The sequence below is a fragment of the Streptomyces sp. NPDC102467 genome, assembly GCF_044765445.1.
In the GTDB taxonomy this organism is placed as follows: Bacteria; Actinomycetota; Actinomycetes; order Streptomycetales; family Streptomycetaceae; genus Streptomyces.
Genome location: NZ_JBIWKA010000019.1, coordinates 12,586 through 26,035, shown reverse-complemented (window position 1 = coordinate 26,035; position 13,450 = coordinate 12,586). Strand labels below are relative to the sequence as shown.

Here is a 13,450-nt window from a genome sequence, read left to right as displayed (position 1 = left end):
GTGGGCCGCGCGGTGCCATGGTCGGGGGTCGGGCGGAGCCGATGACATTTGGCCGGACCTGGGCGCCCGGCGGGTCCGTGCGGCTCGATCCATAACGATCGCGGCAGCGATCCCGACCGCAACACGGACCCTCTCATCCCCTTTTCAGGCGCGCCTCATACTGTTCCGTCCATGACGTCGCAGACTCCCGCAGCCTGGTACCCCGATCCTGGCCAGGTCCCCGACGGCCCGCGCACCGAACGCTGGTGGGACGGCAGCCGCTGGACGGATCAGACCCGGCCCGCCACCACCCCGCCGCCGTTCCCGCCGGGGGCGGCCGCGCCGGGTCCCGCGCCGCTGGCGCAGCAGCCGACCGCGCCCGGGACCATTCCGGCATACAGCAACTATCCGGCATATCCCGGCCAGTTGCCGCCGAAGCCGCGCAATCGGACGCGGATCGCGATCGCGGCCGGGGTCGCGGTGGTCGTGCTCGCCGGCATCGTCGGAGGGGTCTTCGCGCTGACGTCCGACGACGGCGGCAAGAGCGGCAGGGTCGGCGCCGAGTCGCGGCAGCCCAAGGAGCCCCAGGGCCCCGGCGGTCCGGGCGGCGAAAGCGGCGGGGGCGGCGGCAGCCGCTCACCCGAGGCCCCCGGTTCACCGCGGGCCCCGCTCGACGAGGGTTTCGCCACCGACATAGTGAACGGGGTCGCGCTGCCGGTCCTCGACAAGTGGACGGGCTCCGACGGCGCGGGCGGCGCCGGCGTGCAGACGGGCACGTACAAATGCCCCGACGACGTGGAGCAGAGCTGCGTGAAGGGCGGCGCCTCCGTCTCGTCCGCGAAGAGCCTCAAGCTCGACGGGACGACGGCGGAGACGGCGGCGAAGGAGGACATCCTCAAGAACGCGAAGGCGTCCTACGGCGGCAAGGTCTACGGCGGCATCGTCCAGCACGACGAGCTGCTGTCCGAGAAGGTCACGGTCGCCGGGGAGCAGGGCTACCGGGTCCGCTGGAACGTGGACACCAAGTCGAAGATCGACGCCTGGGTGGAGTCGGTCGCGTTCCCCTCGCCGACCGACCCCAAGACGCTCGTCGTGGTCCGCATCGGCGTCGACATACCGCGCAGCAGCAAGGAGAAGGCCGCGGGACCGGACAACACGGCGATCGACAAGATCGTCAAGGGCATCAAGAAGGCCTCGGTCACCGGTGGCACGGGCGGCAGCGGCCAGGACGTCTGAGTCACGGCCCGAGAGCCGGTCTTTGACGACCGGCCCGGCGTGACCGCCCGGGCCCTGCAGACCTGGGGCCGGGCGGGTGCCCCTCCGCTCAAGGAGGAACCCGCCCGGCCCGGGGGTGCGCGCCGCCCCCGTCCCCACGGTGCGGCGCGGGCAGACCACCGGTCGGTCATCTCTGCGACCGGCGGCCTCCCGTTCAGGTGGCCCGATCCGAAACGGTCAGGCCGAGTCCTGGGATCAGGACACACTCGACGAAGCCGACCAGATAGTCGGCGTCGGCGTCGCGCCCTTCCAGGAAGGGACGGCTGCGCATGACTCCGAAGAGCTGCGCGGCCAGGTAGGGCAGTGCGGGGTGGTCGGCGGCGATCTCGCCACGCGCCACGGCCCGCTCGATCATCACGTCGATCGACATGAGCTCCGGCTCGACCAGCGCTTCGCGCAGCGCACCCCGCAGCTCGCCGTCCTGGCGCACCGCGTGCCCGAGAGCCTGCAGCAGAGCCGTGTCCGGCAGCGCCTGCCCCGCCGCGTTGCGTGCGGCGGCGACGAGGTCGCCCGCGAGGCTGCCCGTGTCGGACGCGGAGAATTTCGTACAGCGTCCGGCCCGCAGCGCGGCGGCGACGAGCTGCGGCTTCGTCTTCCACTGGCGGTACAGCGTGGACTTGCTGCAGCAGGCCTGGGCCGCCACACCCTCCATGGTCAGGGCGTCGTACCCGTTCCTGCGGAGCTGGTCGAGGACCGCGTCGTAGAACTCCTGGGCGCGCTCGGGGGTGATCTTGGAGCGGCGCGAGGCGGGCGGCACGGTCGCTGTCGCGGTGGCCTGTTCTCGCGTCTCCATGGCTCCACTCCTCGCTCTGCGGTTCGTGTCGATGAGATCACACTCTCTATCGATACGCCAGTGTACCGGTACGGCCGCGTTTCGGTACACTGGCGTATCGGTACACTGTCGTATCGATGAGTGCGGTTCGGGGCCGCATTCACCACACGCGCCACAAGCGCACCTGAACCACCACGTACCACCCAGTCGTCACGAAAAGGGGCCGGGGGATGGATTCCCTTACCGAGCCTGCCGAACCGGAGCCGGACAGCCGATCTGCCCGACCGCCCCTGGTCCGCGAGCTCCTGCTGGTCGTAGGACTCTTCCTCATCTACAAGTTCGGCCGACAGCTGGCCAACGGCCACACCGCCGAGGCGTTCCGCAACGCGGGCGACGTGTGGCGCTTCGAGCGCGTCGCGCACCTGCCGGGCGAGGGCGCGATCCAGAGCGCCCTGCTGCACGGCGACGCGCTGGTGCACATCGCGAACACCTATTACGCGACCGTGCACTTCCCCGCCACGCTCGCCACGCTGGCCTTCCTGTACCTGCGCCGCCCGCGCCACTACGTGTGGACGCGGCGCGTGCTCGCCGCGCTGACGGCCGCGGCGCTCGCACTGCACCTCGGCTTCCCGCTGGCGCCGCCGCGGATGCTGGCGGCGGCCCACCTCGTCGACACCGCCCAGGTCTACGGGCCCTCGGTGTACGCCGCGAAGCCGGCCACCGACACCATGGCCAACCAGTTCGCGGCCATGCCGTCGCTGCACTTCGGCTGGGCCCTGATGGTCGCGATCGGCCTGATCGTCGCCACGAAGTCGCGCTGGCGCTGGCTGTGGCTGCTGCACCCGCTGCTCACGCTGCTCGTGGTCGTCGGCACCGCCAACCACTACTGGCTCGACGCGATCGTGGCGACGGCGCTGCTCGGCATCGCCCTCGCGCTGGTCCGGATGCCGCACACCGTCGGCGGTCCTGCCGCGATCCGCCGCCATCTGCTGCCCGCCCCTGCGACCACGGCCACCCCGGCCGCCGGCCGGGCGCGCGCCGCACTGGAGCCCGCGCCCTGGCGGCCCGCCACCGCGTTCCGCACGCCCCCGGACTCGCTGTCCGCCGCGGACGTACTGAAGCAGCCGCCGCCGCTGCGTATACCGCTGCGGGTCTCCCCGACACCCGGGTCCACCTCGGCGGCGACCGCCCCGCAGCTCGTCACGACCGGGGCCGGCCGATGAGCGCCACCCTGCTCGCCGTCGCGCTCTCCCTCGTCTCCGCGGTGGCCTACGCCGCCGCGGCGGTGGCCCAGGAACGGCTCGCCGCCCGCACCGCCGGCGCCGGAGCGGGCCTGTTGCGGCTGCTCGGCACGGGCTCCTGGTGGTGGTCGGTCGTCCTCAACGCCGGGGCCGCGCTGCTGCACGTCGCCGCCCTCAAGTACGGGCCGCTCACCCTGGTCCAGCCGCTCGGCGCGCTCACGCTCGTCGCGGCCGTGCCGCTGGGCGCCCGGATCGCCGGACGGCACGTCACGGCGGGCGAGTGGCGGGGCACGGCCCTGACCCTGGCCGGCCTGGGCGCGCTGCTCGTCACGGCGTCGGGTCCCGCACCCGACGACACGCTCTCGCTGCCCGAGGCGCTCGCGGTGGCGGCGGCCACGGCGGCGTTCATCGGCGTCCTCTCGCGGCGCGGCGCGAAGCCGGGCCTGCGGCACGCGACCGCGTCCGGACTCGCGTCGGGCGTCGCCTCCGCACTCACCCAGACCGTGACCGTCGCGGCGACGGACCGCTCGGGCCCGCTGCTCGCCCCGCAGGTGATCGTGGTGGCGCTGCTCGTCGCGGCGTTCGCCGCGGGCGGTCTGCTGCTCTCCCAGACCGCGTACCGCGGCGGGCTCGGCGCGCCGCTCGCGATGGTGACCCTGGCGAACCCGGTGGCCGCCGCGGTCATCGGCCTGTCACTGCTGGGCGAGCGGCTGCAGGGCGGGGTCGCGGGGATCGTTCTCGCCGGCGCCGGCGCGGTACTGGCGGCGCGCGGGGTGCTCCTGCTGACCCGTAGTGCGCGTCCCGCGCCGCCCGCAGGGACGCAGGCCACCGTGGTGACGCTGCCGTCCCTGGCGCCTCTCTCATCCCTGCCGACCCTGCCGGCTCAGCCCGACTCCGAACCGCTCACCCTGCGCGCTTCCTGAGGCCCGGCGGGCGTTCGCTCACCCGAAGCCGCGCGAGTCCTGCTTCAGCGCGGTGTCCACCGTCAGGGCCGTCGCCACGACGAGGCTGAGCAGCGGCTCGGGCAGCTGGAAGTGGATCTGCAGCACGTAGTTGTCCGCGGTCGTGAACATCGTCTTGGCGAGTCCCTCCCACGTCTTCGTGATGCGGGCGACCTCCTGGTCCGCGTGGTCGACGATCGCGAAGTTCCAGGCCCGCCAGTTCTCCGCCTTGATCGCTCCGACCTGCTGGCCGTTCACGTTCATCGCGAAGTTGATCTTGCCGATCATGTTCTGCTGGACGATCTCACCGACCGGCGAACCGTCCGGGCGCTCCACGACGACCCGCGACTTCATGATCTTCGCGGGGCGGGTGAGCACCAGCTGCGGCTGCCCGTACGCGTCCCGGATCTCCAGCTTGTGGGTCATGAACTGGTCGACGCTTGAGACGAAGCGCAGCGCCTTCTTCAGGCTGCTCTGGCCGATCTCGGTGACCGAGCCGAGCTGGTTGCCGTGCTGGTCCATGACCGTGTACTCGTTGGTCATCTCGATCAGCTTGGCCTTCTGGTTCACCACCAGGACCGGCTCGGTGAACAGCGAGCCGCCACCCTGCCCGGCCGGCGCGACCCCGGCCTGCTGCTGCACCTGACGCTGCACGCGGCCCACGTCCGCGTTCTGCTGCACCTGGGAACCGTAGGGCTGCTGCTGCTGTTGCTGCTGCTGTCCGTATCCGGCGAACTGCCCCTGGGCGGGCTGCTGTTGCTGCACCGGCTGAGCGGCCTGCGGCTGCTGCTGCGGCACCTGCCCCGCGGCGGGCGCCTGGGCCTGCCCCTGCGCGTGCGTGTGCTCGGTCCACTGGGAACCGTCCCACCACCGCAGCGCCTGGGGAGCCCCCTGGGGGTCCGGGTACCAACCTGCAGGGGTGTTCGATTGCGTCGTCACCGGGGCACACTATCGCGCCACCCCATGAACACATCCAGACCCAACAAATGTGATGTGTGCCCCTCCGCCTCTGCCGTGACAGGGGCGCAGGGGCACACGGTTCAGGCGGTTGTCAGGCGGTCGCGATGAGCGGGTCGCTCACGCCGGCCTGCCCGTTCTCGACGTGCCCGGCAAGGCGCCGCAGATAGCCGGCGTTCCCCTCGACGACGATCTTCAGGTCGTACCAGCGCTTGGTGGCACGCAGGTCGACGGTCTGTGCCACGGTGGCACCGGCGCGCACCGTGTACGTCTGCGGTTGTCCGCCGTAGGCGTTGGTGACCGTGAGGTGGACGTCGGCGGTGGTCGGGTTCTTCAGGGTCAGCTTGAGATTGCCCGTGCCGCCGTCGTGCCGCGCGGTCACCTCCGGCTCGGCGACCTTGTTGTTGCCCTTGAAGGCGCGCAGGAAGCCGTTCGGGCCGTGCGCCGTGAGGTCGTAACTGCCGCTGGAGTAGGCCGAGTTCCAGCTGTCGGAGAGCGACTTGGCGGCTTCGGCCGTGTAGGTCCAGGGGCCGTCGCCGCGGTTCTGGGAGCGCACCTGGAAGGCCGCGCCCTTTTTGTCGCCGCCGCTGAACGTCAGCTTGTACTTGCCGGTCGCGACATCCTGCGCGCCGTCGACGTAGGGCGCGTACCCGAGCGGACGGCTGGGCCGCGAGCCCTTCTCCTGCTTGGGCAGGGCGCCCTGCGCGGGCGGCTTCGGCACGTAGCTGCTGTGCCGTTCGCGGTCCGGGGGCTCGAAGCCCGCGGTGTCGGGCAGGTCGGCCGGGTCGGTCACCTTGAGGGAGAAGTCGAACGCCGACGTGAGGTCACCGCAGATGGCACGGCGCCACGGCGAGATGTTGGTCTCCTTGACCCCGAACCGGTTCTCCATGAAGCGGATGATCGAGGTGTGGTCGAAGGTCTCCGAGCACACATAGCCGCCCGTCGACCACGGCGAGACCACGATCATCGGCACGCGCTGGCCGAGCCCGTAGGGGCCCGCGGCCCGGCTGCCGCCCGGGTAGTAGTCGAGCTTCGTGTCGACCGTGGAGAGGCCCTGGTTCGCCGAGGCGGGCGCGTAGGGCGGCACGACGTGGTCGAAGTAGCCGTCGTTCTCGTCGTACGTGATGAACAGGGCCGTCTTGCTCCACACCTCGGGGTTGGAGGTGAGGGCGTCGAGGACCTGGGAGACGTACCAGGCACCGTAGTTCGAGGGCCAGTTGGGGTGCTCGGAGAACGCCTCGGGGGCCGCGATCCAGGAGATCTTCGGCAGCTTCCCGGCCTTCACGTCGGACTTGAGCAGGTCGAAGTACCCGTCGCCCGCCTTGGCGTTCGTGCCGGTGCGGGCCTTCTCGAAGAGCGGGTCGCCGGGCTTGGCGTTGCGATAACTGTTGAAGTACAGCAGGGAGTTGTCGCCGTAGTTGCCGCGGTACGCGTCGTCGATCCAGCCCCAGCCGCCCGCGGCGTCCAGGCCGTCGCCGATGTCCTGGTACACCTTCCAGGAGACGCCCGCCTTCTCCAGGCGCTCGGCGTACGTCGTCCAGCCGTACCCCGCTTCCTCGTTGCCCAGGACCGGACCGCCGCCGGTGCCGTCGTTGCCGACGTGGCCGGTGAGCATGTAGTAGCGGTTCGGGTCGGTCGCGCCGATGAACGAACAGTGGTAGTCGTCGCAGACGGTGAACTTGTCGGCGAGGGCGTAGTGGAACGGGATGTCGCCCCGCGTGAGGTGCGCCATCGTGCCGGTGCCCTTGGCGGCGATCCAGTTGTCGTACTTGCCGTTGTTGAAGGCGCTGTGCCCGCCGGCCCAGTCGTGGTCGAGACCGGCGATGAACTGCATGCCCAGGTCGTCGGCGTCCGGGTGGTAGGGCAGGGTCTCCTTGCCCGCGCTCGACTGGTTCCACACCGGCTTGCCGCTGGGCAGCGTCACCGGACGCGGGTCACCGAAGCCGCGGACGCCCTTCATCGACCCGAAGTAGTGGTCGAAGGAACGGTTCTCCTGCATGAGGACGACGATGTGCTCGATGTCCTGCACGGTGCCGCTGCGGCGCGCCGCGGGGATGGCGGCGGCCCGGTCGATGGAGCCGGACAGCGCCGTGAAGGCGGCGGTCCCGCCGGCGATCTGGAGGAAGCGACGCCGATTGAGTTCGGTCATGAGTGTGGGGGTCTCCTGTTGCTTCGGTGGTGGTCCGTCCGCGATGAGGGGCAACGGGGAGTGTTCAAGACGACCGGGGTGGAAGGAAAGGGAACTGAAGTGACAGTCGCGCAAAATGTGCGCGGCCGATGCGTGAAGTCACCAAAGCGTCACCGCGCGTCGTGCCAGAATTCCCGCTCCGCCGCCCGCGGATCCGCCTCGGCGCGGCAGGCTCCGTCGTCGAACACCATGGTCGTCCGCTCCCCCGCCGGGTCGTAGGCCGGCCAGCCCGGATCTCCGGTCGACGCGAACGCCACCCACGCCGCGTGGACCGTACGGGCCAGCTCGCGCGGCCCCTTCTCGCCGACCAGGGGGAGGTAGTCGGGGTCGTCGAGGAGGTCGAAGACGAAGCCGATCTCGATCGCGTGGCAGGCGCCGAGCTCGCCGTCGAACTGCGGCGAGCGCCAGGCGAATTCGTAGACGTGCGAGCCGGGGACGGACTCGGCCAGGCGCACGGCGGGGATCCGGTAGAACCAGTCGGTGCCGATCGCTTCCAAAAGCTCCCCCGGACTCGCGCCGGGCCGGGCGGCCGCGTACCGGTCGAGGTCCATGCCGTAGGCCGCCGCGCCCCGGCGGGCGCGCTCCTCGGTGATCGTGGCGAAGCGGCCGGTCGGGACCATGAACAGCCGGTTCTCCTCGCGGTTGCTGCCGACGAGGAGGTCGACGCCGAGGTCGGGTCCGGGCAGGGCGAGCCGCTCGGCGACCGGCTCGAAGACCATGCCGTTGCGGGCCGCGTCGCCCCAGACGGCCGGGTCCGGCCTGGACGCGTAGTCGGCGCGCAGAGCGTCCTGGGCCGCGATCAGTTCGGGCAGCGGCACGTCCGCGAAGGCCTGCGCCGAGTGCGCGACGCCGAGGCTGCGGGCCATCCGCTCGCCGATCCGGAGCGCCGTGTCGGGGCGGACGAAGTGGTGGCACGCCCCGCTCTGCAGCGCGGCCCGCCGGAACAGACCGCGGGCGCGCGGCTCGGTGAGCAGCAGCCCGATCGCCATGGCGCCGGCCGACTCGCCGAAGACGGTGACGCGGTCCGGGTCGCCGCCGAACGCCCCGATGTTGTCGCGCACCCACTCGAGGGCGGCGATCTGGTCGAGCAGGCCGCGGTTGTCGGGGGCGCCCGGCAGGTGCAGGAAGCCGTCGGTGCCCAGGCGGTAGTTGACGCCGACGAAGACGACGCCGTCGCGGGCGAAGGTGTCGCCGCGGTACCCGGAGGCGTTCGCGGAGCCGTTGGAGAAGGAGCCGCCGTGCAGCCACACCATGACGGGCAGGCGCGCGCCGGGGCCCGGCTCCGGGGTCCAGATGTTGAGGTTGAGGCACTCCTCGCCCGGCACGGACGTCTCGGGGATGAGCACGTCGAAGGGTGGCGCGTACGGGGCCTTGGGCGCGGTCGGCCCGTACGTGGTGGCGTCGCGCACCCCGGTCCACGGTTCGGCGGGCGCGGGCGCGGCGAACCTGCGCGGCCCGAACGGCGCGGCCGCGTACGGCACTCCGAGGAACGCGGTGACCCCTCGCTCGGTGCGGCCGCGCACGGCGCCCTGCCGGGTGGTGCACTCAGGCGATGCGTCGGTCATGCGGAGGCTCCCTCGGCCAGGGTGCCCGGGATCGGGCACCACCCCTCTCGTACCCTGCCGACCCCCGCCACGTAAAGATCAAGGGCATGTCGGGTCCCCGTCCGGCAGCGGACCGGGCCCGGGCGGTGCTCCGGCCGGCCCCAGCGGCTCTCCCGCGAGCCACTCCGCCACGGCCCGGCCGATGGGCTGCCCGGTCTCGATCTCCACGAAACCGAACTGGCCGGACTGGTTGCACTCCAGGAACCACCAGATGCCGTCGGCGTCCTCGGCGAAATCGAAGGCGCCGTACGCCAACTGCGCCCTGTCGAGATACGCGTGGACGCCGTCGGCGACGCGCCGCGGCACGCTCACCGGCCGCCAGGGACCGGCGCCGGGGTCGAAGCGGACGTCCACGATGTCGCCGGTGGCATCGATGTCATCGACGCCATCGGCACCGTCGGTGGCGCTCCGCGAACGCGCGGCGAACAGCCGGTCGCCGACGCAGGTGAGGCGGATGTCGGCGGTCCTGCGCACCCTGCGCTGCAGCAGCGTCGGCCCGTGCGCCACGTCCTGGTAGTCCTCGCCGGGCCGCACCCGGGTCGTCGGCACGGCGAGCGCTCCGTCGCCGGGGTGCGCCCCGGACACCGGCTTGACGACCAGGTCGGGGTAGCGCTCGGCGAAGGCCCGCGCCACCCGCGGGAACGTCGTGATCAGTGTGGCCGGCACGGGCAGCCCGCACTCCCGCGCAAGCCATAACTGCCAGGGTTTGTGCCGTGCCCGGCGGGCGGCGTCGGGATGGTTCATCCACCGCGCGTCCGTGCAGCGCAGCATCCCGTACAGGGCCTGCGAGGCCTCCTCCGTGAGCCAGGACGACGCTGCCGGGGACCGTGCGCCCGGCGTGCCGGGTCTGCGCACCCAGATGGAGCGCAGCCCGCCCATGCTGACCACGCGACCGCCGACGGAGAGGTGACCGTGGAACACGCCGTGCGCGTACTCCCCCGACAGGTCGACGCCGCCGGGCAGTTCGGCCGGGTCGAGCCGGAGGACCGGGATTCCCTTGGCGTTCAATTCGACGACGGCCATGTCGGCCGTCACATCCTGTTCGCTCGTCAGGATCAGCACCGTCATTTCCGATCGGCCGTTCAGTCGTCGAAATGGGTTTTGGATCCTGCGGTGGACGTGGTGGCCGCACATTCTCGCAACACTGCGTAGTCGCGCGCGGCCACTCCGCCGTCGGGCAGCAGATTCAACTGCAGTGCGGAGTCATATGTGTACACCGCGCTGACCTCAGCGTCTCGCGCGGCACGAGCGTACTTCAGGGCGAACGGTCGCATGAGTACTCCTAGTTGAGGGGCCCACCAAGTCAAGCCCATGGTGACTCTCCGGCGTCACTCTCCTGAGGAAATTCTCAGATTCTCTCTGTAGAACGCATCACACCTGCGGAGGAGTTGCTTCCGCCGCGGCGTGCGATGGCACGACGTCAGAACGCAAAAGGGGCGGCCCGAAAGGCCGCCCCTTAGCACTACCGCCTTTACAAGCCTTTACACGTCCTTACGGCGTCCTCCATGGGAGAGGTAGGCGAGTCCCGAGTGCACGCCGATGTAGCCGTCGACCAGGCGGTCGGCCACTGTCACGGAGTCCACGAGAGGATGCAGCGCGAACGCCTTCACGGCGGTGGCGCGCGACCCCGAATCGGCCGCCGCGAGCACCTCGCGTTCCACGGCTTTCACGGCGGTGACCAGGCCGGTGGCGTGCAGCGGCAACGGGTCCACGGCAACCGGGTGGGCGCCGTTGGCATCGACGAGACAGGGCACCTCGATGACGGCGTCCGCGTCCAGTGCCGCGAGGGTGCGCCGGTTGCGGACGTTGAGGATGAGGGTGGCGCGTTCGTCGCGCGCGATGGCCCGCATCAGGGCGAGGGCCACCTTCTCGTAGCCGCCGGAGTCCTCCAGGTCGGCGGCGTCACGCTCGCCCGCGCCGGAGGCCTCCCGGTTGTGCGCCATGTACGTGGCCTCGCGCTCGGCGCGGGTGCGCTCCCAGCTCGGGTACGAGGGGTCGGCGTAGAACGCGGACTGCTGGTCGGCGAGGAAGGCGCCGCGCGTGCGCTCGGCCTCCCGGTAGGCGCGCACCGTCTCGCGGTTGAAGTAGTAGTAGTGCAGGTACTCGTTGGGGATCGCGCCGATCGAGCGCAGCCAGTCCGTGCCGAAGAGGCGGCCCTCCTCGAAGGAGCCGAGCAGTTTCTCGTCGGCGAGCAGGCGCGGCAGTTCATCGCGGCCGCGCACCCGCAGACCGCGCAGCCAGCCGAGGTGGTTGAGTCCGACGTAGTCGACCCACGCGTCGGCCGGGTCCGCGCCGAGCACCCGGGCGACGCGGCGCCCGAGGCCCACGGGCGAGTCGCAGATGCCGATGACGCGGTCGCCCAGGTGCCGGGACATGGCCTCGGTGACCAGGCCCGCCGGGTTGGTGAAGTTGATCACCCAGGCGTCGGGGGCCACTTCCTTGACCCGGCGCGCGATGTGTACGGCCACGGGCACGGTGCGCAGCCCGTACGCGATGCCGCCCGCGCCGACCGTCTCCTGCCCCAACACACCCTCGGCCAGGGCGACTTGTTCGTCCGCGGCGCGGCCCGCGAGGCCACCGACCCGGATCGCCGAGAAGACGAAGTCGGCGCCGCGCAGCGCCTCGTCGAGATCGGTCGTGGCCCGCACGGCGGGCGCGTCCGGCACGCCGGTGGCTTGTTCTCTCAGTACGCCGGTGATGGCCCGCAGCCGGTTTGCGTCGACATCGTGCAGCGTGACCTCGGTAACCCTGCCCTGCGCGTGGTCGGCGAGCAGCGCTCCGTACACGAGGGGCACCCGGAATCCGCCACCGCCGAGAATCGTCAGCCTCATGGCGTGATCGTAGGGCAGCCTGGTCCCCGACCTGATCTTCGACCGGCGGAGGCCCCCCATGAACCGGCACACCAGACGTCAACTCCTGACCCTGACCGCGCTGACGGGTGCGCTCGCCCTCGGCGCGGGCACCGCGTCGGCCACGGCGGCGCCCGCCTGGACCGAGACCGGCACGAGCCACGTGAACTCGCTCACCGGCAGTCAGGGCCTGGCGAGCCGCGCCGACGGCTCGCTCGTGCAGCGGGGGCTCGCCTCGGTCCCGCTCGATCTGCGCATAGCGGGCTGGACGCACGTCGGGGACCCGGACGTGGCGGGCGGCTACACCTTCGACGCGTACCAGGGCGGCGACGACGCGACGGAGAAGATGTTCGCGGCGACGGCCCCGGACGGCACCCGCACGACGTACGAACACGCGCTGGACCAGGGCGAGTTGCTCAACAACTCGTTCGCCTCCGTGTCGCCCGACGGACAGTGGCTGGTGTCCGGCGAGTGGGGCGCCATGAAGCGGCTCCAGGTCTTCCCCACGCCGGCGCTGAACGCGTCCGCGCCCGCCCCCGGCGCGAACCTGCCGCAGGCCGGGCAGATCACCCTCGACACGTCCGTCGAGAACATCCAGGGCTGCGACTTCACCGACGCCACGCACCTGCTGTGCTCGTCCGACGACGCGGCGAAGGAGGTACTGGGCGTCGCCCTCGACCGGCCGCTCGACGGCAAGCCGGTCACGGGCCACGTCACGACCGCCTTCGCCATCCCGCAGCGCAGCGTCTGCTCCGGCACGTTCGAGGCGGAGGGCATCGACTACGACGCCGCGCGCGGCACCCTGCGCGTCGCGGTCGTGCCGCCCTCACCGTGCCTGGTGACGACGGCCGTGATCGCGTACAAGCGCTCCTGAGGTGTCCTGAGGTGTGCGGCGGCGGGGCGCGGGGGTCGGATATTCGGTGTTCCGCCCGCCCCATGAGGACGCAAGATGGCGCGCATGACTCTGGCCACGCCCGTTCTGCACACCGCTCGCCTGCGCCTGCGGCCCTTCGCCCACGCCGACGCGGCCTCCCTCTTCGCCCTGCACAGCAGCGCCTACGTGATGCGCTACTGGGATTCAGCACCATGGACCGAACCGGCTCGCGCCGAGCGGTTCATCACGATCTGCCGGAAGCTGGCGGACGAGGGCACCGGGGCGCGGGTGGCCGTCGACCGCGCTTCCGACGGGGCCTTCGTCGGCTGGTGCGGTCTGACGGGATGGAACCCGGAGTACCGCAGCGCGTCGTTGGGCTACGTCCTCGACGAAGCGATGTGGGGCCAGGGCTACGCGACGGAAGCCGCGCACGCCGTGCTCCAGTGGGCATTCGACACACTGGACCTGAATCGGGTGCAGGCCGAGACCGATACGCGCAATGTGGCGTCCGCCCGGGTCCTGGAGAAGATCGGGTTCGTGCGGGAAGGGACGTTGCGGGAGGACTGCGTCGTGAACGGCGAGGTCTCCGACACGTGGGTGTTCGGGTTGCTCAGGCGGGAGTGGCAGCCGACGACCGAGGCGATCCCCGGCAGCGGTTGATGTCACGCGTGAGCAGGGACCTTCTTGGGAACGGGTCAGGATCATGACACCCGGCGCGCCAACTCCTCGCCGCCTCCGTCGGCAACGCCGTCGAGTGGTACGACTGGTTC

General features: G+C 71.4%; 12 protein-coding genes. 5 read left to right on the top strand and 7 right to left on the bottom strand.

The window, feature by feature from the left end; translation table 11 throughout:
- The first annotated feature begins 171 nt into the window (after positions 1-171).
- A complete protein-coding gene (locus tag ACIREE_RS33905; protein WP_404160966.1) occupies positions 172-1,215 on the top strand; it encodes a DUF2510 domain-containing protein in 1,044 nt (347 codons plus the stop codon).
- Between the two features lie 193 nt (positions 1,216-1,408).
- Here the strand turns inward: ACIREE_RS33905 and ACIREE_RS33900 are convergent, their stop codons facing one another.
- Complete coding sequence (locus ACIREE_RS33900; protein WP_404160964.1) at positions 1,409-2,047, bottom strand: TetR/AcrR family transcriptional regulator; 639 nt, start codon at positions 2,045-2,047, stop codon at positions 1,409-1,411.
- Positions 2,048-2,256: 209 nt separating this feature from the next.
- On the opposite strand from ACIREE_RS33900, the gene ACIREE_RS33895 reads away from it, so the two are divergent.
- Together ACIREE_RS33895 and ACIREE_RS33890 are read left to right on the top strand one after the other, a co-directional pair.
- Positions 2,257-3,249, top strand: coding sequence for a phosphatase PAP2 family protein (locus tag ACIREE_RS33895; RefSeq protein WP_404160961.1), 993 nt, complete (start codon positions 2,257-2,259; stop codon positions 3,247-3,249).
- A complete protein-coding gene (locus ACIREE_RS33890; protein ID WP_404160958.1) occupies positions 3,246-4,190 on the top strand; it encodes a DMT family transporter in 945 nt (314 codons plus the stop codon). The genes ACIREE_RS33895 and ACIREE_RS33890 overlap by 4 nt, the downstream gene beginning before the upstream one ends.
- Before the next feature lie 18 nt (positions 4,191-4,208).
- Here ACIREE_RS33890 and ACIREE_RS33885 read toward each other — a convergent pair whose 3' ends face one another.
- From ACIREE_RS33885 to ACIREE_RS33860, 6 genes are all read right to left on the bottom strand, one after another.
- Positions 4,209-5,147: a phospholipid scramblase-related protein gene (locus ACIREE_RS33885; protein WP_404160955.1), complete on the bottom strand. Its 939-nt coding sequence runs from the start codon at positions 5,145-5,147 to the stop codon at positions 4,209-4,211.
- A 112-nt stretch (positions 5,148-5,259) separates the two neighbouring features.
- On the bottom strand, positions 5,260-7,314 hold the full coding sequence (locus ACIREE_RS33880) for a phosphocholine-specific phospholipase C (RefSeq protein ID WP_404160953.1): 2,055 nt from the start codon (positions 7,312-7,314) through the stop codon (positions 5,260-5,262).
- 149 nt (positions 7,315-7,463) lie between these two features.
- Positions 7,464-8,918 (bottom strand): carboxylesterase/lipase family protein, encoded by a 1,455-nt coding sequence (locus ACIREE_RS33875; protein ID WP_404160950.1) that lies wholly within the window; start codon positions 8,916-8,918, stop codon positions 7,464-7,466.
- A gap of 78 nt (positions 8,919-8,996) precedes the next feature.
- Complete coding sequence (tgmB, locus tag ACIREE_RS33870; protein ID WP_404160947.1) at positions 8,997-10,025, bottom strand: ATP-grasp ribosomal peptide maturase; 1,029 nt, start codon at positions 10,023-10,025, stop codon at positions 8,997-8,999.
- Between the two features lie 14 nt (positions 10,026-10,039).
- Positions 10,040-10,231: a putative ATP-grasp-modified RiPP gene (gene tgmA / locus ACIREE_RS33865; protein ID WP_404160944.1), complete on the bottom strand. Its 192-nt coding sequence runs from the start codon at positions 10,229-10,231 to the stop codon at positions 10,040-10,042.
- A gap of 207 nt (positions 10,232-10,438) precedes the next feature.
- The gene (locus tag ACIREE_RS33860; protein ID WP_404160941.1) at positions 10,439-11,788 is read right to left on the bottom strand and encodes a 6-phospho-beta-glucosidase; all 1,350 of its coding nucleotides are present in this window, start codon (positions 11,786-11,788) and stop codon (positions 10,439-10,441) included.
- A 58-nt stretch (positions 11,789-11,846) separates the two neighbouring features.
- Here ACIREE_RS33860 and ACIREE_RS33855 point away from each other — a divergent pair, with 58 nt between their 5' ends.
- Complete coding sequence (locus tag ACIREE_RS33855; RefSeq protein WP_404160938.1) at positions 11,847-12,680, top strand: hypothetical protein; 834 nt, start codon at positions 11,847-11,849, stop codon at positions 12,678-12,680.
- An 84-nt stretch (positions 12,681-12,764) separates the two neighbouring features.
- Positions 12,765-13,340 (top strand): GNAT family N-acetyltransferase, encoded by a 576-nt coding sequence (locus ACIREE_RS33850; protein ID WP_404161345.1) that lies wholly within the window; start codon positions 12,765-12,767, stop codon positions 13,338-13,340.
- Positions 13,341-13,450: the final 110 nt, after the last annotated feature.